At 71.3% G+C, this 21,816-nt stretch carries 18 protein-coding genes; 13 read left to right on the top strand and 5 right to left on the bottom strand.

The window, feature by feature from the left end:
- The first annotated feature begins 64 nt into the window (after nucleotides 1-64).
- Genes ACFSNB_RS09210 through cobJ form a run of 3 tightly spaced genes read left to right on the top strand, consistent with a single transcriptional unit; the run spans nucleotide 65 to nucleotide 2,631 of the window.
- Nucleotides 65-691 (top strand): precorrin-8X methylmutase, encoded by a 627-nt coding sequence (locus ACFSNB_RS09210; protein WP_377315882.1) that lies wholly within the window; start codon nucleotides 65-67, stop codon nucleotides 689-691.
- Complete coding sequence (locus ACFSNB_RS09205; protein ID WP_377315881.1) at nucleotides 692-1,417, top strand: precorrin-2 C(20)-methyltransferase; 726 nt, start codon at nucleotides 692-694, stop codon at nucleotides 1,415-1,417.
- Nucleotides 1,417-2,631, top strand: coding sequence for a precorrin-3B C(17)-methyltransferase (gene cobJ / locus ACFSNB_RS09200; RefSeq protein WP_377315880.1), 1,215 nt, complete (start codon nucleotides 1,417-1,419; stop codon nucleotides 2,629-2,631). Before ACFSNB_RS09205 ends, cobJ begins: the two co-directional genes overlap by 1 nt.
- A gap of 124 nt (nucleotides 2,632-2,755) precedes the next feature.
- Here the strand turns inward: cobJ and ACFSNB_RS09195 are convergent, their stop codons facing one another.
- Nucleotides 2,756-5,890 (bottom strand): YhdP family protein, encoded by a 3,135-nt coding sequence (locus ACFSNB_RS09195; protein WP_377315879.1) that lies wholly within the window; start codon nucleotides 5,888-5,890, stop codon nucleotides 2,756-2,758.
- A gap of 127 nt (nucleotides 5,891-6,017) precedes the next feature.
- Between ACFSNB_RS09195 and ACFSNB_RS09190 the strand changes: the two genes are divergently transcribed.
- From ACFSNB_RS09190 to parA, 6 genes are all read left to right on the top strand, one after another.
- A complete protein-coding gene (locus tag ACFSNB_RS09190) occupies nucleotides 6,018-8,990 on the top strand; it encodes a bifunctional [glutamine synthetase] adenylyltransferase/[glutamine synthetase]-adenylyl-L-tyrosine phosphorylase (RefSeq protein ID WP_377315878.1) in 2,973 nt (990 codons plus the stop codon).
- A complete protein-coding gene (locus ACFSNB_RS09185; RefSeq protein WP_377315877.1) occupies nucleotides 8,987-9,445 on the top strand; it encodes a peroxiredoxin in 459 nt (152 codons plus the stop codon). The genes ACFSNB_RS09190 and ACFSNB_RS09185 overlap by 4 nt, the downstream gene beginning before the upstream one ends.
- Nucleotides 9,446-9,504: 59 nt before the next feature.
- Entirely contained in the window at nucleotides 9,505-9,912 is a 408-nt protein-coding gene (locus ACFSNB_RS09180) for a bacteriohemerythrin (protein ID WP_377315876.1), read from the top strand.
- A gap of 75 nt (nucleotides 9,913-9,987) precedes the next feature.
- A complete protein-coding gene (locus ACFSNB_RS09175; protein WP_377315875.1) occupies nucleotides 9,988-10,683 on the top strand; it encodes a class I SAM-dependent methyltransferase in 696 nt (231 codons plus the stop codon).
- Nucleotides 10,680-12,272: a hypothetical protein gene (locus tag ACFSNB_RS09170; protein WP_377315874.1), complete on the top strand. Its 1,593-nt coding sequence runs from the start codon at nucleotides 10,680-10,682 to the stop codon at nucleotides 12,270-12,272. Before ACFSNB_RS09175 ends, ACFSNB_RS09170 begins: the two co-directional genes overlap by 4 nt.
- 58 nt (nucleotides 12,273-12,330) lie before the next feature.
- The gene (parA, locus tag ACFSNB_RS09165) at nucleotides 12,331-12,978 is read left to right on the top strand and encodes a ParA family partition ATPase (protein ID WP_377315873.1); all 648 of its coding nucleotides are present in this window, start codon (nucleotides 12,331-12,333) and stop codon (nucleotides 12,976-12,978) included.
- Between the two features lie 28 nt (nucleotides 12,979-13,006).
- On the opposite strand, the gene ACFSNB_RS09160 is transcribed toward parA, so the two are convergent.
- Nucleotides 13,007-13,381 (bottom strand): hypothetical protein, encoded by a 375-nt coding sequence (locus tag ACFSNB_RS09160; protein ID WP_377315872.1) that lies wholly within the window; start codon nucleotides 13,379-13,381, stop codon nucleotides 13,007-13,009.
- A 203-nt stretch (nucleotides 13,382-13,584) separates the two neighbouring features.
- Between ACFSNB_RS09160 and ACFSNB_RS09155 the strand changes: the two genes are divergently transcribed.
- Nucleotides 13,585-14,046 (top strand): hypothetical protein, encoded by a 462-nt coding sequence (locus ACFSNB_RS09155; RefSeq protein WP_377315871.1) that lies wholly within the window; start codon nucleotides 13,585-13,587, stop codon nucleotides 14,044-14,046.
- 19 nt (nucleotides 14,047-14,065) lie between these two features.
- Here the strand turns inward: ACFSNB_RS09155 and ACFSNB_RS09150 are convergent, their stop codons facing one another.
- Together ACFSNB_RS09150 and ACFSNB_RS09145 are read right to left on the bottom strand one after the other, a co-directional pair.
- Nucleotides 14,066-15,754 carry a methyl-accepting chemotaxis protein gene (locus tag ACFSNB_RS09150; RefSeq protein ID WP_377315870.1) on the bottom strand — a complete coding sequence of 563 codons (1,689 nt, stop codon included), beginning with the start codon at nucleotides 15,752-15,754 and terminating at the stop codon, nucleotides 14,066-14,068.
- A gap of 56 nt (nucleotides 15,755-15,810) precedes the next feature.
- The gene (locus tag ACFSNB_RS09145; protein ID WP_377315869.1) at nucleotides 15,811-16,281 is read right to left on the bottom strand and encodes a cache domain-containing protein; all 471 of its coding nucleotides are present in this window, start codon (nucleotides 16,279-16,281) and stop codon (nucleotides 15,811-15,813) included.
- Between the two features lie 472 nt (nucleotides 16,282-16,753).
- On the opposite strand from ACFSNB_RS09145, the gene dapF reads away from it, so the two are divergent.
- Genes dapF through ftsY form a run of 3 tightly spaced genes read left to right on the top strand, consistent with a single transcriptional unit; the run spans nucleotide 16,754 to nucleotide 20,486 of the window.
- Nucleotides 16,754-17,620: a diaminopimelate epimerase gene (gene dapF / locus ACFSNB_RS09140; RefSeq protein WP_377315868.1), complete on the top strand. Its 867-nt coding sequence runs from the start codon at nucleotides 16,754-16,756 to the stop codon at nucleotides 17,618-17,620.
- Nucleotides 17,617-18,876: a tRNA (N(6)-L-threonylcarbamoyladenosine(37)-C(2))-methylthiotransferase MtaB gene (gene mtaB, locus ACFSNB_RS09135; RefSeq protein ID WP_377315867.1), complete on the top strand. Its 1,260-nt coding sequence runs from the start codon at nucleotides 17,617-17,619 to the stop codon at nucleotides 18,874-18,876. The genes dapF and mtaB overlap by 4 nt, the downstream gene beginning before the upstream one ends.
- A complete protein-coding gene (gene ftsY / locus ACFSNB_RS09130) occupies nucleotides 18,873-20,486 on the top strand; it encodes a signal recognition particle-docking protein FtsY (protein WP_377315866.1) in 1,614 nt (537 codons plus the stop codon). The genes mtaB and ftsY overlap by 4 nt, the downstream gene beginning before the upstream one ends.
- A 159-nt stretch (nucleotides 20,487-20,645) precedes the next feature.
- Here the strand turns inward: ftsY and yiaY are convergent, their stop codons facing one another.
- Nucleotides 20,646-21,797, bottom strand: a complete 1,152-nt coding sequence (yiaY, locus tag ACFSNB_RS09125) for an L-threonine dehydrogenase (protein ID WP_377315865.1) — start codon at nucleotides 21,795-21,797, stop codon at nucleotides 20,646-20,648.
- Nucleotides 21,798-21,816: the final 19 nt, after the last annotated feature.

Below are 21,816 nucleotides of genomic sequence, written 5' to 3'. Positions count from 1 at the left end.
CGGCGGGCGCCCCCTGGGCTAAAACAGGAACATGATCCGGCTTTTCCCGCGGTTCAGGAGCAAGATGATCGAGTACACCCGCGACGCCCAGGAGATCTACCGCCAGTCCTTCTCCATCATCCGGTCCGAGGCCGACCTGTCGCGGATTCCGCCCGACCTGGAGAAACTCGCGGTGCGCGTCGCCCATTCCTGCGGCATGCCCGACATCATCGACGATCTGGTGTTCTCGCCCGGCGCCGGCGCCTCCGGCCGCGCCGCCCTGCTGGCCGGCGCGCCGATCCTGTGCGACTGCAAGATGGTGGCCGAGGGCATCACCCGCGCCCGGCTGCCCGCCGCCAACCCGATCCTCTGCCCGCTCTACGACCCGTCGGTGCCCGAGCTGGCCCGTTCGCTCGGCACCACCCGCTCCGCCGCCGCGCTCGAATTGTGGCGGCCGCATCTGGCCGGGGCGGTGGTGGCGATCGGCAATGCCCCGACCGCCCTGTTCCGCCTGCTCGAAATGCTTGACGCGGGCGCGCCCCATCCGGCGCTGATCCTCGGCATCCCGGTCGGCTATGTCGGTGCCGCCGAATCCAAGGACGCCCTGGCCGAAAACAGCCGGGGGGTGCCGTTCGTGATCGTGCGCGGCCGGCGCGGCGGCAGCGCGATGGTGGCGGCGGCGATCAACGCCCTGGCCTCGGAGCAGGAGTGAATGGCCGGCCGTCTGTTCGGCCTGGGCGTCGGCCCGGGCGACCCTGAACTGATCACCCTGAAGGCGCTGCGCCATCTGCGCGAAGCGCCGGTGGTGGCCTATTTCGCCGCCCGGAGCCGCAAGGGCAACGCCCTCACCACCGTCGAGGGCCATCTGCCGCCGTCGAAGGCGCTGCTGCCGCTGATCTATCCGGTCACCACCGAGAAGCTGCCGGCGCCGTTCTGCTACGAGACGGCGATGCGCGATTTCTACGACGACTCGGCGCGGGCGGTGGCGGCCGAGCTGGAAGCCGGCCGCGACGTCGCGGTGATCTGCGAGGGCGACCCGCTGTTCTTCGGCTCGTTCATGTATCTGCACGACCGCCTCGCCGAACGCTATGCCACCGAGGTGGTGCCCGGCGTCTGCTCGATGCTGGCCTGCGCCGCGGTGGCCGGCACCCCGCTGGTCTACCGCAACCAGACCCTGACCGTGCTGTCGGGGGTGCTGCCGGCCGAGGATCTGCGCCGCCAGCTCGCCGGGGCCGAGGCGGCGGTGGTGATGAAGCTCGGCACCAATTTCGCCAAGGTGCGCGGCGTGATCGCGGAACTCGGCCTGCTCGACCGCGCCCGCTATGTCGAGCGGGCGACGATGGCCGAGCAGCGCACCCTGCCGCTCGACGGGATCGACCCGGCCACGGTCCCCTATTTCGCGATGATCCTGGTGCCGGGACCGCGTTGGGAGGCATGATGGATTTCGACCCGCTGCTGGCGCCCGCCATCCTCTGCCTTGGTCCCGACGGTCAGGAAACCGCGCGACGGATCCGTTCCGGCTGTCCCGAGGCGGCGATCAGCGGCCTCGCCGGCCCGGTCGAAGGCGCCGAGATCCTGCATGACAGCGTCGAGGCGGCGCTGCGCGACCTTTACCGTCGTGACCAGCCGATCGTCGCCCTGTGCGCGGCGGCGACGGTGTTCCGCGCCCTCGGCCCGCTGCTGAAGCCCGACCAGCCCGAACCGCCGGTGCTGGCGGTGGCCGAGGACGGCGGCGCGGTGGTGCCGCTGCTCGGCCTGCGCCGGGGCGCCAACCGGCTGGCCCGCATCGTCGGCGCGGCGCTCGGCGTCACCCCGGCGATCACCCTGCCCGACTGCGATTCCTCCGCCCAGCGTCCGACCGGCACCGCCCGGCGCGGCCGCCTCGCCGTGGTCGGGCTCGGCCCCGGCTGCGGCGGGCTGATGGCTCCCGAGGCGCGCGAGGAACTGCGCCGCGCCCGCCACATCATCGGCTACGAGACCTATGTCCGCCTCGCCGGACCGTTCCGCGCCGACCAGATCATCCACGCCTCGGACAACCGGGTCGAGATGGACCGCGCCCGCCATGCCTTCACCCTGGCCGCCGCCGGCGAATCGGTGGTGGTGGTGTCGTCGGGCGATCCCGGCATCTTCGCAATGGCCACCGCCGTGCTGGAGGCGCTGCATCAGGCCGACGAACCCGGCTGGCACCGCGACGTCGAACTGGTGGTGGTGCCCGGCATCTCCGCCGCCCAGGTGGCGGCGGCCCGGGCCGGCGCGCCGATCGGCCATGATTTCTGCATCCTGTCGCTGTCGGACAATCTGAAGCCCTGGCCGGTGATTCTCGACCGGCTCGGCCACGCCGCCGCCGCCGATCTGGTGATCGCCCTCTACAACCCGATCTCGCGAGCCCGGCCGTGGCAGTTGGGCGAGGCGCTCGACCTGCTGCGCCGCCACCGCGCCCCGGAAACCCCGGTGGTGCTCGGCCGCGACGTCGGCCGCCCCGACGAGAAGGTGTGGACCGTCCGCCTCGACGCCCTGACCCCGGATCAGGTCGATATGCGCACGGTGGTGATCGTCGGTTCCTCCACCACCCAGGCCTTCCATCGCCCCGATGGCGGCGCCTGGGTCTACACCCCGCGCTGGTACGGCGAAACCGCCCAGGCGGCGAGCTGAAAAGACGCGGGCTCTGCCCGCGCCCAAGCTGACCGGCCTTTCCGTGCCCGACCATTAATGGGTTCCAAGGGCCTTGCGGCCCTTGGCGGGTGTGGGCAGAGCCCACGAAAGGCCGGCACCGGGGTCAGCGGGGACGGGCCTCGGTGCCGCTGCCGTCGTCGAACAGATTGAACAGCCGACGCAGGAAGCCCGGGGTCAGCGCCGACAGCGGATTGACCGTCACCGACGGGTCGTCGGCCGGCCCCTTCATCGTGTAGCGGAAGGCGATCACCCCGCCGCCCTCCTCGCCGCCGGTCACCAGCCAGCCCAGCAGCGGAATCTGGCCCAGCGCGCTGTTGAGCACGTAGGCCGGCACCACCGTTCCCTCGATGGCGAGGCGGGAGCGGTCGAGGTCGATCTGGCCCTTGGCGGTGATCCCCAGCGCCGGCCCCCAGGCGCGGGCGTCCTTCAGCTCCAGCAGACCGCCCTTCGACACGAACGGGGCCTCCAGCGCCGAAAAGCTGACCCCCTCGCCCCGCAGCAGGTCGAGCACCCCGGTCAGCGCCGCCACCGTCAGCAGCCGGGCCAGCGCCGGAGCGTTGCGCACCTGATAATCGGTCACCTTGAGCCGGCCGGTCAGGGGATGGCCGGGAACGGAATCGTCATAGGCCCCGCTGACGGTCAGCTCGCCGCCGACCAGATCGGGATAGAGATCGAAGGCGCGGGCCACCGCGCCGGCATCGTCGGAATGGACCGCGAGGCTGCGCCGCGAGGCGGCATCGCCGGCGATGGTGACCGACAGCTTGTGGCCGCCCTCCAGCCCGCCTTGCAGCGCGAGGCTGCGGAAATCCCCCCCCTCGCGCCGGACCGACAGGCTGGCGTCGCCGAGCGCCCCCATCTCCGACACCCACAGCCGCCGGGCATGGGCCGACAGCGTCAGCGGCGGACCGTGATCCTTGTCCTGGCCGTCCTCGCTCTTGTCGGCCAGCGCGGGGGCGAGGTCGAGGCTGGCGCCGCTGAAGCTGAAATCGAGCCCGCCGCCGGGCGGCAGCGTCAGCACCCCGCCGCCCTCGCTGCGCCCGACCGCCAGCCGGGTGAACTCGATCCGCCGCGCCGCGCCCTCGCCGTCGAACCCGACCGTGCCGCGCACGTCGAGCCCGGCCGACTGGACCGCGAAATGCGGCACGGCCGCCAGTTGGCGCCGCTCCAGCCGGACCTCGACCTCGGCGCTGCCGGGCTTGCCCTCCTCCTTGCTCCAGCCGAGCGGGGCCAGCGCCATCCGCGCCGGGGCAAGGTCGAGCCGGGCGGCGATCTCGCCCTTCCCCCCATCGCCCAGGCTGACGGTGACATCGGCCCCGACCGGCCCGGCCAGCAGCGGGGCGACGAACGGCGCGGCATCGAGCCCGAACCGCCGCCGCTGCTCCTCGCCCAGTTGGGCCGCCTTGATGTGATAGCGGCTGCGGAACGGCGCCCCCCTGGCGGCGAAATTCTCGCGCCAGGACAGGCTGGCCGGCACGCCCCCCAGCACCACCGAACCGACCGCGTCCAGCCCCTTGGCATCGACGGTCAGATCGAGCTGGCCGCCCTCGATGTCCTGCCCCAGCGCCACCTTGGGCAGCATCAGCCCCTTGACCGACGCCTCGGCATGGATGTCGAGGTCGTCGAGCCGCAGCGCCTGCAACAGCGGGAACTTGAAGCCGACCCGGGTGGTGGTGTCGCCGCCGACCCGGCCGGGATCGATCCCCAGCGCCTGGGCGTAGCGCAGCGGCGGGCTGTCGAGCAGCCGCAGCGCGGCGGCGAGCGGTCCGCCGAGATCAAGGGTGATCTCGGCGAACTGATCGACCTGATCAAGCCCGGTGAACAGCACCTCGCCCCCCCGCAGGCGCAGGCCGGGCGCCTCGCCCTCGCGCAGGACGATCCGCATGCTGTGGGCGTCGTAGGTGACCTCGGCCTTGACCCCGCGCGCCAGCGGCATCGGGTGCAGGTAATCGACGGTGACGCCATCGGCGCGGATGGTCCCGCCCAGCCGGGTCAGCGTCAGTCCGGCCGGATCGCCCCCGGGCGGCAGCCGGCCGGCCAGCGCCAGCGTCGCCTCGCGCGCCATCCCCTTCGACAGATTGGACACCACCCAGTCGCGGGCGTTCTGGGCCAGTCCCTGCGGCCACAATTCGCCCAGACGATCGACCGGCACGTCGCGCAGCGCGGCCTCGAGCCGCACCGCCCCACCGCCCAGCAGCCCCTCGACCGCGCCGCTGGCGGTCAGGGCGGGCCCGCCGAACTCGACCCGGAATTCACTGAGGTCGAGCCGGTCGCGCTCGCGCTGATAGGATCCCTTCACCACCGCCGCCGTCAGCGGCAGGGTGCCGGCCAGCGGCGCCGGCAGCACCAGCCGCCCTGCCCCGGCGGCGAGGTCGAGATCGAGCCGGTCGAGCCGGCCGTCGGCGGCCAGCCGCGCCCGCGCCGCGCCCGATACCGGCAGGTCGGCGGCGGCGAGCCCGGCCAGCGCCGGATCGAGCCCGGCCAGCCGGGCCGGCCGCAGCCCGGCCACCCGGGCGGCCAGACCCAGGCTGCCGTCGCCCTTGTGGTAATCGGCGTCGAGGGCGAGATCGACCCGGTCGGACTCGATCTCCAGTCGCAGGCGGCCGCTGGCGGTCAGGCCGGCCTCGACCCGGCGGAAGGTCAGGTCGGCTTCCGGCACCTGCCAGGAGCGGCCGAGGCCGCGATCCTCGATCGTCACCATCGCCCGGGTAATGGTGAAGGCGTTGAGGGTGCGGCCCGGCTTGGCCGGGTCGGGCTCGCCCAGCAGCGCATCGCGGATCAGGTCGCCCACCGCGCCGGAAGCCGGAGTCGGTTCCGCCCCGCCGCCATTGATGCCGAGCCGCACCCGCCCGCCCGCCTCGCGCACCAGCGCCAGCCGCACCCCGGTCAGGCTGATGGTGTCGGGCGCGATCCGCCCGGCCAGCAGGGCGCGGAAATTGAGGCTGAACGAGACGTCGGGCACGGTCAGGATCGGCTGGTCGCCGTCTGGGCCATAGGCGGCAAGGTCGAAGGCGTGGAAATCGAGCAGCCGGGCCCCCTCGCCCGCCGTCAGCACGGTGCGGCCCAGGGTGACCCGCAGCCCGGAACGCTCGTCGGACAGCGCCCGCTCGATCATCGGCGTCAGCGCGTCGAGTCCGATCGGCTCCCGCTCGAGCCGCCATGCCAGCAGCGGCACCGCCACCACCAGCAGCAGCAGCGAGCCCCACAGCACCCGGAACAATACCCCGACGGCATCATGCACCAAAAGCCCGGCCCTTTCCGTTCTGTCCCGATCCCGCCGCGCCCCGCCCCGCCCGGGGCGGTAGGGCTTGACCCCCCGGTCCGCATTTCGCAGTGTGAAGCAACCATAGCGTCGGGAGGGACACAAGGTGGGTTTTCCGGTCGTCAGCGCTTTGCTGCCACGTGTGGCAGATCCGTTCCGTCTGTCGCTGGGCCGCGACCGCTGGCGTCAGGCGGTGTCGCTGTTCGGCGAATCCGCCCAGGGGCTGACCGAGCTGCCCGACCATCCCCTCTATGGCCGGCTGCTCGACGGGGTGTTCGCCAACAGTCCGTTCCTGACCCGCTGCCTCGAGGCCGAGCCGCCTTATGTCGCCTGGCTGCTCGAGGTCGGCCCCGACGAGGCCTTCGCCGACCTGCTGGAGCAGTTGCAGGCCGAGATCGGCACCTGCGACGACCCGGCCGCGCTGATGAAGCCGCTGCGGGTCGGCAAGCGCTTCGTCGCCCTGCTGACCGCGCTGGCCGACCTGTCCGGGGCCTGGACGCTGGAGCAGGTGACCGGCGCCCTGTCGCGCTATGCCGACACCGCGATCGCCCTGACCCTCGACACCCTGCTGCGCCGCGCCGCCCTCAAGGGCGACATCGTGCTGCCGGCGGGCGAGTCGCCCGGCCGCGCCTCCGGCATCGTCGTGCTGGGGATGGGCAAGCTCGGCGCCCACGAACTGAACTATTCGAGCGACATCGACCTGATCGTGTTCTATGACCACGAAAAGATCGAGTATCGCGGCACCAAGAGCGTGCCGGAATTCATGGTGGCGCTGACCCGCGACCTGTGCCGGGTGCTGGAAAGCCATTCCGGCGACGGCTACGTCTTCCGCACCGACCTGCGCCTGCGCCCCGATCCCGGCTCGACCCCGGCGGCGGTGTCGATCATCGCCGCCGAGACCTATTACGAGAGCTTCGGCCAGAACTGGGAACGGGCGGCGATGATCAAGGCCCGGCAGGTGGCGGGCGACCCCGACACCGGAAGCGCCTTCCTCAAGTTCCTGCGCCCGTTCATCTGGCGCAAGTCGCTCGATTTCGCCGCCATCGCCGACATCCATTCGATCAAGCGCCAGATCAACGCCCACAAGGGCGGCCGCACCATCGCCGTCGCCGGCCACAACATCAAGCTGGGGCGCGGCGGCATCCGCGAAATCGAGTTCTTCGCCCAGACCCAGCAGCTGATCTGGGGCGGCCGCCAGCCGGAACTGCGCGAATCCGGCACCGTCGCCGCCCTGGCCGCCCTGGCCCGCGCCGGCCATGTCGCGCCGGCGGTGGCCGAAACCCTGACCGAAGCCTATCGCGAGCTGCGGCGGATCGAACACCGCCTCCAGATGATCGAGGACAAGCAGACCCAGACCCTGCCGAACGATCCCGAGCGGCTGGCCCAGCTCGCCGCCTTTCTCGGCCATCCCGACGTCGACTCGTTCAGCGCCGCGCTGCTCGCCACCCTCCACACCGTCGAGACCCATTACGCCGCCTTGTTCGAGGACGCCCCGGCCTTGGCCCCGCGCGGCGATCTGGTGTTCACCGGTGGCGAGGACGATCCCGAGACCCTCCACACCCTGGGCGAGATGGGCTTCGCCCATCCGGCGGTGCTGTGCGAGACGATTCGCGGCTGGCATCACGGCCGGGTGCGTGCCACCCGCTCGACCCGGGCGCGCGAATTGCTGACCGAGCTGACGCCGACCCTGCTCGCCGCGCTGGCCGACACCGCCGCCCCGGATCAGGCCTTCCTGCGCTTCGACGAGTTCCTGCGCGGGCTGCCGGCCGGGGTGGCGTTGTTCTCGCTGTTCCACGCCAACCCGACCCTGCTCGATCTGGTGGCGGAGATCATGGGCGACGCCCCGCTGCTGGCCGCCCATCTCGCCCGCCATCCGGTGCTGCTCGACGCGGTGCTCCAGGCCGGCTTCTTCGCCCCGCCGCCCGGCCGCGACGCCCTCGCCGCCGAACTGGACCGCGCCCTCGACCGCGCCGACGATTTCCAGCAATTGCTCGATCTCGCCCGCCGCTGGACCAACGACCGCAAGTTCCAGATCGGGGTGCTGACCCTGCGCGGGGTGATCGGCCCGGCCGAAGCCAGCCGCGCCCTGTCCGATCTGGCCGAGGCGGTGCTGGCGACCCTCGCCCCCCGGGTCGAGGCCGAGTTCGCCCAGGCCCACGGCACGGTGCCGGGCGGGGCCTGGGTGCTGCTGGCGATGGGCAAGGCCGGCGGGCGCGAGATGTCGGCCACCTCGGATCTCGACCTGATCCTGGTCTATGACGCCCCCGAGGACGCCGAGCAATCCGACGGCGCCAAGGCGCTGGCGGTACCGGTGTGGTTCGCCCGCTTCACCCAGCGCCTGATCAACGCGCTGTCGGCCAAGACCGGCGAGGGCATCCTCTACGAGGTCGATATGCGGCTCCGGCCGTCCGGCCATTCCGGCCCGGTCGCCTCCAGCCTGGAGGCGTTCCGCCGCTATCAGGCCGAGGCGGCCTGGACCTGGGAGCACATGGCGCTGACCCGGGCCCGGGTGGTGGCGGGCGACCCCGGCTTGACCGCCCGGGTCGAGGCGGTGCGGCGCGACACCCTGACCCGGCGGCGCGATCCGGTCGCCTTGCTGCGCGACGTGGCAACGATGCGCGACAAGATCGCCCAGACGCACAAGCCGGCCAGCGGCTGGGACGTCAAATACCGCCCGGGCGGGCTGGTCGACATCGAGTTCATCGCCCAGACCCTCCAGCTCGCCCACGCCGCCGACCATCCCGCCATCCTCGCCGCCAACACCGCCGAGGCGCTGAGCCGGGCCCGCTCCGCCGGATTGCTCGATGACGGCGACGCCCAGACCCTCGATGAGGCGCTGGCGCTGTGGGGAGCGGTGCAGACCGTGCTGCGCCAGACCCTGCCGGCCGGCTTCGACGAAAGCAACGCCCCGCCCGGCCTCAAGAGCCTGCTGGTCAGCGCCGCCGGGGTCGGCGACTTCAAGAGTCTGGTCGATCGGATGGAGGAATGCGCCGACGCCGCCCGGGCGGTGTTCGAGCGGCTGATCGTCGCACCGGCCGGGCAAACGCTTCCCCCCACCTCCGAGGAGACCGCGCCATGACCCTGGAGCCCGGCCAGCCCGCGCCCGATTTCACCCTCGACAGCGAGAACGGACCGCTCCGCCTCGCCGATTTCGCCGGCCGGACGCTGGTGCTGTATTTCTATCCCAAGGACAACACCTCGGGCTGCTCGGCCGAGGCCGCCGCCTTCCGCGATGCCTATCCCGCCTTTCGGCAGGCCGGGATCGAGGTGGTGGGCGTGTCGCGGGATTCGGTCGCCAGCCATGCCAAGTTCCGCGCCAAGCTCGATCTCCCCTTCCCGCTCGGCGCCGACAGTGACGGCGCCGTCACCGAGGCCTACGGGGTATGGGTCGAGAAGAGCATGTACGGGCGCAAATATTTCGGCATCGAGCGCGCCACCTTCCTGATCGGCGGCGACGGGACGATCCGCGCCGTCTGGCGCAAGGTCAAGGTGCCCGGCCATGTCGCCGCCGTGCTGAAGGAAGCGACCCGGTAGAGCCGGATCCGCCGCGTCCCCGCCCGGGGACGCGGCAACACGACGAGGAACCAGCGCCGATGGTGCGAGCGGTATGGAAAGCATCCTACGAGATCGGTCATCCCCGGATCGACGGGGAACACCGGATCTTTCTCGACCTGATTCTCCAGATCGAGCGTGACCTGACCGAGGGGCGGCCGTTCGAACGGGTGCAGCGTCACCTGATCGAGCTGTACAAATACGCCGATTTTCATTTCTTCAGCGAAGAGAGCCTGATGGTCGAGGTCGATTACCCCGACCTGATCCCCCACCGCCGCACCCACCAATTGCTGCTGGAGGACCTCGCCAGCTATACCCGCTCGCTGTCGGTCGCCAGCCTGCGCGACCGTGATCTGGTCGGGTTCCTGATCGAATGGTTCGCCTTCCACACCGCCGGCGACGACCTCCGCCTCGCCAGCTATGTGCGCCAGGAACGGACGTCCTCGTGAACCGGGGAGGGCTTGCCGGCCGACCGGGCAATCGGCTACACCGCCCGGGTCAGGACCCGCAACAGGAACCATTCCGTGCCCACTGATTTCTACCGCAGCTATGCCAGCCACAAGCGCTACCGCTGCCCGACCATCGGCCGCAAGGAGCTTCGCCGCTTCGATCGCGAGATCTGGCGGCCCGCCGGCTGCGACAGCGGGATGGCCTTCCTCGAACTCGGCTGCGGCACCGGGGCGTTTCTCGCCTATCTCGCCGCCAAGGGGGTCCACCGCCGGGTCGGCATCGACCAGGATCCCGCCCTGGCCGAGGTGTTGCCCGCGGCGGTGCGGGACGATTTCCGCTGCGGCGACGCGCTGGCGCTGCTGGGCGATCCCGACCTCGGCAGTTTCGACCGCATCGTCCTGCTCGACGTGCTGGAACATTTCTCCCCCACCGCCGGGTGCGCGCTGCTGCGGGCGGCGCGGGACAGACTGGCCCCGGGCGGCAGAGTGGTGATCAAGGTGCCCAATGCCGGCTGTCCGTGGGGGCTCGGCTATCAGTTCGGCGACCTGACCCACCGCACCGCCTTCGCCCCGATCGCCCTGCGCCAGCTGGCCGACGCCGCCGGCTTCGACGCCGAGGTGCGGCCGCAACGCCAGGGCTCGCCCCGCCGCCGGCTGACCGACGCCCTGCTGCACCGTTTCCTGTCCTGGGCGCTGCTGACCCCGCCCGAGATCTGGACCGCCAATTTCTACGCCTTCCTGACCCCCCGCCCGGAGGAACCCCGGCGATGAACCCTGTCCGTCGGCTGAGCCCGGCCGCGCTGCTGGCGCTGCCGCTGGCGCTGGTCGCCACCCTGTTCGCGATGCGCGCCGCCAGTGGCCCGCTGTGGCAGGTGTTCAATCTCGATCCGGATTATTATTACCTGCTGAACGGGCTGCGCCTGATCGAGGGGCTGGCGCCCACCGACGTCAGCCATCCCGGCACCCCGATCCAGGTCTTCGTCGCCCTGGTGCTGCGGCTGTCGGACCCGTTGGCCCCCGCCGCCGATCTGGTCGCGGCGGTGCTGGCCGATCCCGAGGGCGCGCTGGCCCGGGTCACCGGGCTGCTCTATCCGCTGCTCGGGCTGGCGCTGGCCGGGCTGGGCTGGGCGGTGTGGCGGGCCAGCGGCAGCCTCGCCGCCGCGCTGCTGACCCAGGCGGCGCCGCTGCTGTCAATGATCATCCCCAAATTCGCCCTGCACCCCAAGCCCGAGGCGTTCCTGATCCTGGCCTGGGCGCTGGTGATCGCGGCGGTCCTGCCGCTGCTGCGGCCCGAGGCGGCCCGGCGCGACGGCCCGGCGGCCCGGCTCGGCCTCGCCGTCGGCTTCGCCATCGCCTGCAAGCTCCAGGCGCTGACCTTCGGCCTGATCCCGCTGTTCCTGCTCGACCGCCGCCGGCTGGCGGTGCTGGGGCTGGCGAGTGTCGGCGGCTTCCTGCTCTGCACCCTGCCGGCCTGGCCCTCGGCCGGGATCTGGGTCGACTGGGTCGGGCGGATGGTGCTGCACAGCGGCGCCTATGGCGATGGCGCGGCGACGGTGATCGACCCCGCCCGCTATCCCCGCGCCGTGCTGGCCCTGTTCGGCTCGAAGCTGATCTTCACCCTGACCCTGGTCGCCTCGCTGGCGGTACTGGCGGCGGCGCTGCGGCACCGGCGGTTCGACCCGTCGGCGCGGCTGCTGGCCGGGCTGGCGCTGGCCCAGATCGCCACCGTGCTGCTGGTGGCCAAGCAGCCGGCGGCCCATTATCTCGAACCGGCGCTGCTGCTGACCGGTCCGGCGCTGGCGCTGCTGCATCTGCGCTCAGCCGCCGCCGCCCCGGCCGCCGCCCACCGCTGGGGCTGGGCCGCGCTGGGGCTGGCGCTGGTGGGGCTCACCCTGCCGGCGGTGACGCGCCAGACCAACGAGCTGGCCGGCTGGACCCGCGCCACCCAGGCGTTCGACATGGGCCGCTTCGCCGGCTGCGCCCGGATCGATTACGATTCCGCCTCGTCGCCCTCCTACGCCCTGCTGCGCGGCGACCTCAACGCCCAGGGACGCTATTCGGCGCAACTGGAGGCGATCATGCCCCCCGACACCTACGCCTGGTTCATCAACGACCATACTTGGTGGAAGCGCGGGCTGATGCGCTGGGGCCACCGGCTCGACCCGGCCACCGCCTTCGCCGGCTATCGCTGTCTGGTGCTGCGCGGCAGCCAGCCGCACCTCGCGTTGCCGACCGCGCTGCGCGAGATTCCCGGCTTTCGCCTCGACGATCGCTGCGAGGTGGGGGAGGAAACCATCTTCACCATGGGGATCACCTGCGCCGGAACCGCGCCGGAGCAACCGCCGACGCTTGCAAAATGACACGGCTCGGCTAGCCTCGGGCGAGATCGTTCCCGCCAGCCCGTCAGCAGGAGGCACCATGCCGGCCCGGATCCTCACCATCGCCCAGCAGAAGGGCGGCGCCGGAAAGACCACCCTCGCCGCCCAACTGGCGGTGGCCTGGGCCCGCGCCGGACGCCGGGTCGGGCTGCTCGACATCGATCCGCAGGGCTCGCTGGCGGCGTGGTTCGCGCTGCGGCGGCAGGCGCTCGGCGAGGAGGACGGCCTCGCCTTCGTCCAGGCTGCCGGCTGGCGGCTCGGCACCGAACTCGACCGGCTGCGCGCCGACCGCGATCTGGTGCTGATCGACAGCCCGCCCCATGCCGAAACCGAGGTGCGGATCGCGGTGCGCGCCGCCGACCTGATCCTGGTGCCGGTTCAGCCCTCGCCGATGGATCTGTGGGCGACCGCGCCGACGCTGGAGATCGCCCGGCGGGAGAAGAGCCCCGCCCTGGTCCTGCTCAACCGCGCCCCGGCCCGGGGCAGGCTGGTGGAACGGATCCGCGCCGAACTGGTGGCCCAGGGGGTGACGCTGGCCGAGACCGGCCTCGGCAACCGCATCGCCTTCGCCGGCGCGATGCTGGAGGGGCGCGGCGTCAGTGAAACCGAGCCGCGCGGCACCGCCGCCGCCGAGATCGCCGCCCTCGCCGCCGAGCTGGCGGCGAGGCTGGGCCTGCCGGAATCCTGACCGGCCGATCCGGGCGACGGCCGCCCGGTCAGGGCTTGTCGGGAGCCGGCGCGGCCGCCGGGGCGGCCGCCCGACAGGGTGCGGGCGCGGGCGCGGCCGGTTCGGCCGGAGCCGGAGCCGGAGCCGCCGCCGCCGCCGCCGCCGCCGGGGCGGGTTCCTCGGCCGGAGCCGCCGCGCTGGCCGGCAGGGTCTTCTCGACGCTGCTGACGCGGTGGTCGATCGACTCGACCCGGCTGACCAGGGCATCGACATCGGCGAAGCGGCGGTCGGCCTCGCCCTTCAGCTGCTTGATCTGCTCGATCTCGGCGCGCAAGGATTGCTGGCCGGCCAGCGACAGGCCATAGACCACCCCCCCGACCACCAGCGACACCACCACGGGAACGGCAAAACGGCGGAAATCCATCATCATCCTCCCCAGACGATCCCCGACTTAACAAAACAGTCACGTCAGGCCTTGCCCAGACCGTTCGGACCGGGCTCATGGTATCATGGACGGCGTTTCCGGCAAGAGATCACCGCCGGGATAATTTCCCGTCCGGCTAATGGTCCGTTAAAACTTTCTTGCCATCCTTTTCAGGTTCTTGGCTTCAGCCTGAAAAAACGCCCATGAACGCGCCGCCGCCGAGCAGAACTTTTTCCGACCGACGCCGCGCCGCCCGCCGCCGCGCCCGGCTCAAACGCTATGCCCTGGCCGGGGGACTGGCGGCAACCCTGCTGGCCGCGGCGACGGTGTGGCTGCTGATCCGCGCCGATCATGGCGTCCCTTCCGCCGCCGGCGCCGAACAGTTTCTCGACCACATGGTGGCGGCCGCGGGCGGGGTGGCCCCGCCGCCCAGCCCCGGCGGGCCGGTGTTCCATGTCGAACGCAAATCGAACGGCCAGATCGTGGTCACCGCCGAGAGGGTGCCGCCCGGCCCCTGCGTCTCCGCCGGCTGGAAACTGGTCCGGCGCGGGATGCTGAGCATCAACGGCATCACCCCGACCCGGGTATCGGCGGCCCGGCTGGCCGACCTGTGCAACCAGTCGGACAGCGCCACCGTGGTGTGGATCCCCCGTCCCCCCGAATGAGAAAGGCCGGGGGACCGCCTCAGGCCGCCGTCTGGATCCGGGTGACGAAGCGGCTCATCTCGTCCTTCAGCACCTGGGCCTGCTCGTCGAGTTCGCGCGAGGCCGACAGCACCTGATTGGCGGACTGGCCGCTCGAGGTCACCACCTGACTGACGGTCTGCATGGTGTCGGCAACGTGCTGGGTGCCGGTGGCGGCCTCGTGGGTGTTGCGGGTGATCTCGCGGATCGCCGCGCTCTGCTGCTCGATCGCGGCGGCGACGGCGGTGGCGTTCTCGTTGATGGTGGCGATGGTGCCGTCGATGCCGTGGATCGCGGCGACCGCCTCCTGGGTGGCGTTCTGGATCTCCTGGACCTGGGCGGCGATCCCCTCGGTGGCGGTGGAGGACTGGCGGGCGAGATCCTTGACCTCGGCGGCGACGACGGCGAAACCCTTGCCGACCTCGCCGGCCCGCGCCGCCTCGATGGTGGCGTTGAGCGCCAGCAGGTTGGTCTGGTTGGCCACCGCCTTGATCAGGTTGACGATGTCGCCGATCCGCTGCGCCGCCTCGTCAAGCACCTGGACCTTGGCGCGGGTGCGCTCGGCCTCGGCGGCGGCCTGCTGGGCGATCGCCGAGGATTCCTGGATGCGCCGGCTGATCTCGGACACCGAGGCCGACATCTGCTCGGCGGCGCTGGCGACGGTCTGGACGTTGCTGGAGGCCTGATTGATCGCGGCGGCGACGTTGGAGACCTCGGAATTGGCGCTGGCGGCGGTGTCGGCCATCGCCTGGGCCGAGGATTGCATGTTGGCGGCGGCGCGGCTGACCGAACCGATCACGCTGCCGACGCTGGTTTCCAGCGCCGAGGCCACCCGTTGCAGATCCTGCTTCTTCTCGTCGGCGGCGCGCTGCTCGGCGGCATGGCGCGCCCCTTCCATCCGGCGGTTCTCGACCGCCTGCTCCTTGAACACCAGCACGGCGCGGGCCATCGCCCCCACCTCGTCGCCGCGATGGCCGTCCTCGATGCCGATGTCGATCTGGCCGTCGGCCAGCGCGCTCATCGTCCGGGTCAGGCGCAGGATCGGGCGGGTGATCTGACGCGAGATCACCAGGGTGACGATCAGGGTCAGCACCGAGACCAGCCCGACGACCGCCACGGTGCGCTGCCAGCCGGTTTCATTGTCGGCGCGGATCTGCTCGACCACCCGGACCCGCTCGGCCTGGAGGTCGCGGGCCCAGGCCTCCAGTTCGGCGCGCAGGGCGCGGAACTGGGTGTCGGCCTCGCCCATCATGATCACCCCGTAGGAGGCCTCGCCGCTGCCGATGTCGACCGCCTGCTGGGCCGCGTCGCGATAGGTCTGGAACAGTTTGGCCATCTGCTGCTGGCGCGGGCCGGACCCGGCCGGGAAGGCGGCGGCGATCTTGCCGTTCAGGGCGGCCATCTCGGCGTTGATCTCCGCGATGGTCTTGGCCTGCTTGGACGGGTCCGACTCGTTGATCGCCGCCGACATCAGCCCGAACAGATGGGAATGATAGACCGCGACCGCGTCCTTGATGTCGAGGCTGCGCTCGGTCTGGGTGAACACCACGTCGTTGAGACGGGCGACCGCCGCGTTCTGCTGGCGGGCATTGCCCACCACCAGTCCGGCGAGCACCACCAGGGCGAGGATGCCCACCGCTGGAGCGATGACGACTTTCTGAAAAAGAGGAAGATCGCAGAAAGCTTTCATCTCGGGGGCATCCCTTTACCGGTCGTAATGAAGTCAAAAATAACCAAAGACGCCCATTACTGGACGTAATAACCCGAGCCGCACACAAACTTGTCGGCGACCTTTTCGACATAAACCTTTTTGGTCACGACCTTGCGGGTGGTGGGGTTCGGCCATTTGTACTCGACCCAGCCCTTGCCCTCGGTCTTGGCCTTGTCGACCACCGCGACGTTGACCAGCACGCCGTCGGGATCCTTGAAGCCCAGCACGTTCTTGCCGATCAGGGCGGGATTGCCGCCATGGGCGACATTGATGCCCTCGAGCGAATGGCAGAAGCCGTACAGCTCGCCCTTCACCCACGGCCCCTTGAGGTCGCTGAAATCGGCGAAGGCCTTGTCGGTGCCGACCTCGGTCACGTGGGCCTGCATCTTGCCGACGAAGGCCACCACGTCTTCCGCCGTCGGCTGGGCGACCTGGGCGAACAGCGGCGGAACGGACAGAGCCAGCATGGCCGCCGTCAGCGTCAGGGTACGAATAGTCCGTTTCATCCAGCGATCTCCGGTTAATCCAAGTGTGACATCGGGTGGAAACACCCCTCCCGACAGGTCAACGCCAGGATGCGTGCCACGGGAAGTGGAGGGATGTTGTGATGTCACAGGCGAAAGATAGCACAAAACGGGGACGAGGTTAACAATGATTCCGCCGCCACAACGAGGGCATGGCCCCCGTTTTTAAATAAATTTTTAACAATGGAACTACAGCGTCAACAGAGCAGGGGTTTTCACAAACCTTTTCATTTTTGCGTCTGCTTTGCGAATGGACGAAAAACAGCGCGACCTTCCTCCACGATCGATCGTGGCCGCCGGAGGCCATGATCGTGATACAGGTGCTGATGCCGCCACCGTTCGCGACAAAAAACAGCTTGCGTTTTCAACGGGCCGCATCCGACCCGCCCGTGGCCGTGGGACGCGCGCCGCGACCGGGTGGACTTTTCGGCCCGCCGGATCCTATAACCGGACCATGAGTGATTCCGCCCCCCTGCCCTTCCGCAAGATGCACGGCCTCGGCAACGATTTCATCGTGCTGGACGGCCGGACCGACCCGCGTGCCCTGGCCCTCGACCCGGCCCGGGTGCGCGCCCTGGCCGATCGCCGCGCCGGCATCGGCTGCGACCAGCTGATCGTGATCGCCCCGCCGCGCGACCCCGCCGCCGCCGCGCTGATGCGGATCTTCAACGCCGACGGTTCCGAGGTCGCCGCCTGCGGCAACGCCACCCGCTGCGTCGCCTGGCTGCTGATGGAGCAGAACCACGCCCCCCGGGTGACGATCGAAACGGCCGCCGGCCTGCTGCGGGCCGAAGCGCGCGGCGGCGAGCGGGTGGCGGTGGACATGGGGCCGGCCCGGCTGGGCTGGGACGAGATCCCGCTGGCCCGGCCGCTCGACACCCTGCACCTGCCGCTCGCCGCCGGGCCGCTGGCCGATCCGGTCGCGGTGGGGATGGGCAACCCGCACGCGGTGTTCTTCGTCGCCGACGCCGAGGCCATCGATCTGGCCGCGCTGGGGCCGGGGCTGGAGTACGACCCGCTGTTCCCGGCCCGCTGCAACATCGAGGTGGCGCAGATCCTGCCCGCCGCCGCGCCCGAATGCGGCCGGATCCGGATGCGGGTGTGGGAACGCGGCGCCGGGATCACCCCGGCCTGCGGCACCGGCGCCTGCGCCACCCTGGTGGCGGCGGCGCGGCGTGGCCTGACCCCGCGCCGGGCCGAACTGATCCTCGATGGCGGCAGCCTGGAGATCGCCTGGGGCGAGGACGGCCACGTCCTGATGACCGGCCCGGTGGCGACCAGCTTCACCGGCGCGGCGGCGCCCGCTTTGCTGTCGGCATGAGCGCCCCCAAGCCGACGATCCTGACCTTCGGCTGCCGGCTCAACAGCTTCGAATCCGAAGTGATGCGCGAGCATGCGGCGGCGGCGGCCAGCGGGGTCGAGACCATCATCGTCAACACCTGCGCCGTCACCGCCGAGGCCGAGCGGCAGGTCCGCCAGGCGATCCGCAAGGCGCGGCGCGACCATCCCGACGCCCGCATCGTCGTCACCGGCTGCGCCGCCCAGGCCCATCCCGAGGTCTATGCGGCGATGCCCGAGATCGACCAGATCCTCGGCAATGCCGAAAAGCTGCGGCCAGAGATCTTCGCCACCCCGCCGGCCGAGCGGATCGTGGTCGGCGACATCATGCAGCTGCGCGAGGTCGCCTCGCATCTGCTGTCCGGCTTCGAGGGCCGGGCCCGCGCCTTCGTCGAGGTGCAGCAGGGCTGCGATCACCGCTGCACCTTCTGCATCATTCCGTTCGGGCGCGGCCCCAACCGCTCGGTGCCGCCCGAGCGGGTGATCGCCCAGGCGCGCGAACTGGTCGCCGCCGGCCTGCCCGAACTGGTGCTGACCGGGGTGGACGTCACCGCCTATGGCGCCGACCGCCCCGACCACCCCGGCCTCGGCGCGCTGGTGCGCCGGCTGCTGACCGAACTGCCCGAGTTGACCCGGCTGCGGCTGTCCTCGCTCGACCCGGTCGAGGTCGATGACGAACTGATCGCCTGCTTCGCCGAGGAGCCGCGCCTCGCTCCCCACGCCCATCTGTCGATCCAGGCCGGCGACGATGCGGTGCTGAAACGGATGGCGCGGCGCCACCGCCGCGCCGACGTGCTGCGCCTCGCCGCCCGGCTGCGCGCCGCCCGGCCCGATCTGGTGCTGGGGGCCGACCTGATCGCCGGCTTCCCCGGCGAGGACGACGAAATGGCCCGGCGCTCGCTCGATCTGGTCGAGGAGATCGGACTGACCCACCTGCACGTCTTCCCGTTCTCGCCCCGCCCCGGCACCCCGGCGGCCGGCTTCCCCCGCCTGCCCGGCCCGGTGGTCAAGGCCCGCGCCGCCCGCCTGCGCGCGGCGGGCGAGGCGGCGATGGCGACGCTGCTGGCCTCACGGGTCGGCCAGACCGCCACGGTGGTGATCGAACGCGACGGCAAGGGGCATTGTGAGTATTATCTGCCGGTTAAAATGGGGGGGGACCCCGCCGCGCCGGGCAGCGTGACGCGGGCGCGGATCATCGCAGTGGAGGACGGCGTGTTGTGCGCCGAAGAGGAACGATGAGCAACGCATGGATTCCGGCGGCGGGGGGCCGCCATCTCGCCGCTTCGGCCGCCGCCGTTCTGACGCTGGCGGCGCCGGCCCTGGCCCACGCCGACCCCGGCGCCGCCCTGCTGGCCGATCTCGCCACCCTGACCCAGCCGGGCCGGCTCGACCCGCTGTCGCTGTCGGTCGGCATCGTCCTGGCCGGCCTGCCGCTGCTGCTGCTGCTGGTGGCGACCCGGCGGATGCTCGGCACCGCGCTCCAGGCGCTGTCGCGCCAGGACGAGGCGGGCGAACGGCTGCTGCGCGGCCTGCTGGCCGAACCGGACGCCTTCCACGCCTGGGTGGGCGAGCGCGAACTGCGCCCGGCCCGCCTGACCGCGCTGCTCGGACTCGATGACGAAGCCCTGCCGCCCGGCTTCGCCGCGGTGCTGGGCCGGCTGACCCCGCAGGATTCAGCCCGGCTCGACCTCGCCGTGCGCCATCTGCGCGGCGACGGGCTCGGCTTCGAGATGGAGGTCGCGCTGCGCCAGCCCGGCCGCCGCCTCCATGTCAGCGGCCTGCGCGCCCCGCGCGGCGAGGGCCGCGAACGGATCGACCTGCTGCTGCTGCGCGATCTGGCCCCCGCCGCCGTCACCGCCCGCGCCGCCGCCCCCGACCTCGACACCCTGCTCGGCGCCCCGGCGCCCGCCGCCGCCCCGGCCGGGGACGAGGGCTGGTTCGGCCGGATGCGGGCCGGCCTGTCGAAATCCTCGTCGCGCCTGACCCAGGGGCTGGCCGACCTGTTCACCAAGCGCAAGCTCGACGACGAGGCGCTGGAAGACCTGCAGGATCTGCTGATTACCGCCGATCTCGGCGTCGGCACCGTCGCCCGCGTCACCGAGCATCTCAGCAAGACCCGGCTCGACCAGGACATCACCGCCGAGGAAATCAAGACGATCCTGGCCGACCAGATCACCGCGATCCTCGAACCGGTCGCCCGGCCGCTGGAAATCGACCCGACCCGCAAGCCGCATGTGGTGCTGGTGGTCGGCGTCAACGGCGCCGGCAAGACCACCACGATCGGCAAACTGGCAACCCAGTACAAACAGGCCGGTCTTGCGGTCAGCCTCGCCGCCGGCGACACCTTCCGCGCCGCCGCGGTCGAACAGCTCAAGGTGTGGGGCGAGCGCACCGGCTGCCCGGTGATCGCCCGCGACACCGGCGCCGATGCCGCCGCTCTCGCCTTCGACGCGGTCACTCAGGCCGGCAAGCAGGGCGACGACCTGCTGTTCATCGACACCGCCGGCCGGCTCCAGAACAAGAGCGACCTGATGGCCGAGTTGGCCAAGCTGGTGCGCTCGATCAAGAAAGTGGACGAAACCGCGCCGCATTCGGTGCTGCTGGTGCTCGACGCCACCGTCGGCCAGAATGCCCATTCCCAGGTCGAGACCTTCCGCGATATGGTCGCCGTCACCGGGCTGGTGCTGACCAAGCTCGACGGCACCGCCCGGGGCGGCGTGCTGGTCGCCCTGGCCGAGAAATTCGGCCTGCCGGTCCACGCCATCGGCGTCGGCGAACAGGCCGCCGACCTCCGCCCGTTCGATCCCCGCGCCTTCGCCCAGTCGCTGGTCGGGATGGAAACAAAATAGCGGGCTGCCGCCCGCGCGCCTTGCGCGCGATACCACCAAGCTACGCGGGCTGCCGCCCGCACCCGCTTGGGGCGAGGCCCCAAACCCCCTTTGTTTTTGAAAATCAAGGGGGTCCGGGGCATCGCCCCGGGCGGGGTGCGGGGCGGCAGCCCCGCCGTTCTACGCCGCCGCGCGGAAGATGCCTTCGATCTCCTGCTGATTGGCCTGCCGGGGATTGGTCAGGCCACAGGCGTCCTTGAGGGCGTTGCTGGCGAGGATCGGCACGTCCTGATCCCGCACCCCCAGTTCGGTCAGCCCGGCCGGAATGCCGATGTCGGCCGACAGGCGGCGGATCGCGGCGATCGCCGCGTCGGCCCCCTGGCGGTCGCTGAGGCCGACCGTCTCGACCCCCATCGCGTGGGCGACATCCTTCAGCCGCGAGGCCGCGACCTCGGCGTTGAAGGCCTCGACATGGGGCAGCAGCACCGCGTTGCAGACGCCGTGCGGCAGGTCGTAGAACCCGCCCAGCTGGTGGGCCATGGCGTGGACATAGCCGAGCGAGGCGTTGTTGAAGGCCATCCCGGCGAGGAAGCCGGCATAGGCCATCGCCTCGCGCGCGGCGAGGTTGTTGCCCTCGGCCACAGCGGTGCGCAGGTTGGAGGCGATGATCGCCACCGCCTTGAGGGCGCAGGCGTCGGTGATCGGGGTGGCGGCGACCGAGACATAGGCTTCGACCGCATGGGTCAGCGCGTCCATCCCGGTGGCGGCGGTCAGCAGCTTCGGCTTGCCCAGCATCAGTTCCGGGTCGTTGACCGACAGCAGCGGGGTGACGTGGCGATCGACGATCGCCATCTTCACCTGGCGGGCCTCGTCGGTGATGATGCAGAAGCGGGTCATCTCGCTGGCGGTGCCGGCGGTGGTGTTGATCGCGATCAGCGGCAGCTGCGCCCGGGCCGAGCGGTCCACCCCCTCGTAATCGCGGATGCTGCCGCCGTTGGTGGCGGTCAGGGCGATCCCCTTGGCACAATCATGCGACGAGCCGCCGCCGAGCGAGATCACGCAATCGCACTGCTCGGCCTGGAGCAGGGCCAGCCCGGTCTCGACATTGGCGACGGTGGGGTTGGGCTGGGCGCCGGAGAAGATCGCGCTGGCGATGTTCTCGCGCCGCAGCAGGCCGGCGACGCGGTCGGCGAGGCCGAGCCCGTGCAGCACCGGGTCGGTGACGATCAAGGCGCGGGTGAAGCGGTGGCGGGCGATCTCGGCCATCGCGCCATCGAGGCACCCCGCCCCCATCAGGTTGAGCGAGGGGATGAAGAAAGCGGTCTGAGTCATCGGGCGATCCTTTGCGTGA

The organism is Phaeospirillum tilakii (assembly GCF_042683125.1).
GTDB lineage: Bacteria > Pseudomonadota > Alphaproteobacteria > Rhodospirillales > Magnetospirillaceae > Phaeospirillum > Phaeospirillum tilakii.
Note: the sequence above shows the minus strand (reverse complement) of the source record. Positions and strands in the feature narration are given on the sequence as shown.

Coding starts and splice junctions, on each gene's coding strand:
- ACFSNB_RS09160 (WP_377315872.1), bottom strand. CDS start 13,381: ATGGATTTCCGCCGTTTTGCCGTTCCCGTGGTGGTGTCGCTGGTGGTC.
- yiaY (WP_377315865.1), bottom strand. CDS start 21,797: ATGACTCAGACCGCTTTCTTCATCCCCTCGCTCAACCTGATGGGGGCG.
- ACFSNB_RS09145 (WP_377315869.1), bottom strand. CDS start 16,281: ATGAAACGGACTATTCGTACCCTGACGCTGACGGCGGCCATGCTGGCT.
- dapF (WP_377315868.1), top strand. CDS start 16,754: ATGAGTGATTCCGCCCCCCTGCCCTTCCGCAAGATGCACGGCCTCGGC.
- ACFSNB_RS09205 (WP_377315881.1), top strand. CDS start 692: ATGGCCGGCCGTCTGTTCGGCCTGGGCGTCGGCCCGGGCGACCCTGAA.
- ftsY (WP_377315866.1), top strand. CDS start 18,873: ATGAGCAACGCATGGATTCCGGCGGCGGGGGGCCGCCATCTCGCCGCT.
- ACFSNB_RS09185 (WP_377315877.1), top strand. CDS start 8,987: ATGACCCTGGAGCCCGGCCAGCCCGCGCCCGATTTCACCCTCGACAGC.
- mtaB (WP_377315867.1), top strand. CDS start 17,617: ATGAGCGCCCCCAAGCCGACGATCCTGACCTTCGGCTGCCGGCTCAAC.
- ACFSNB_RS09180 (WP_377315876.1), top strand. CDS start 9,505: ATGGTGCGAGCGGTATGGAAAGCATCCTACGAGATCGGTCATCCCCGG.
- ACFSNB_RS09150 (WP_377315870.1), bottom strand. CDS start 15,754: ATGAAAGCTTTCTGCGATCTTCCTCTTTTTCAGAAAGTCGTCATCGCT.
- cobJ (WP_377315880.1), top strand. CDS start 1,417: ATGGATTTCGACCCGCTGCTGGCGCCCGCCATCCTCTGCCTTGGTCCC.
- ACFSNB_RS09210 (WP_377315882.1), top strand. CDS start 65: ATGATCGAGTACACCCGCGACGCCCAGGAGATCTACCGCCAGTCCTTC.
- ACFSNB_RS09170 (WP_377315874.1), top strand. CDS start 10,680: ATGAACCCTGTCCGTCGGCTGAGCCCGGCCGCGCTGCTGGCGCTGCCG.
- ACFSNB_RS09155 (WP_377315871.1), top strand. CDS start 13,585: ATGAACGCGCCGCCGCCGAGCAGAACTTTTTCCGACCGACGCCGCGCC.
- parA (WP_377315873.1), top strand. CDS start 12,331: ATGCCGGCCCGGATCCTCACCATCGCCCAGCAGAAGGGCGGCGCCGGA.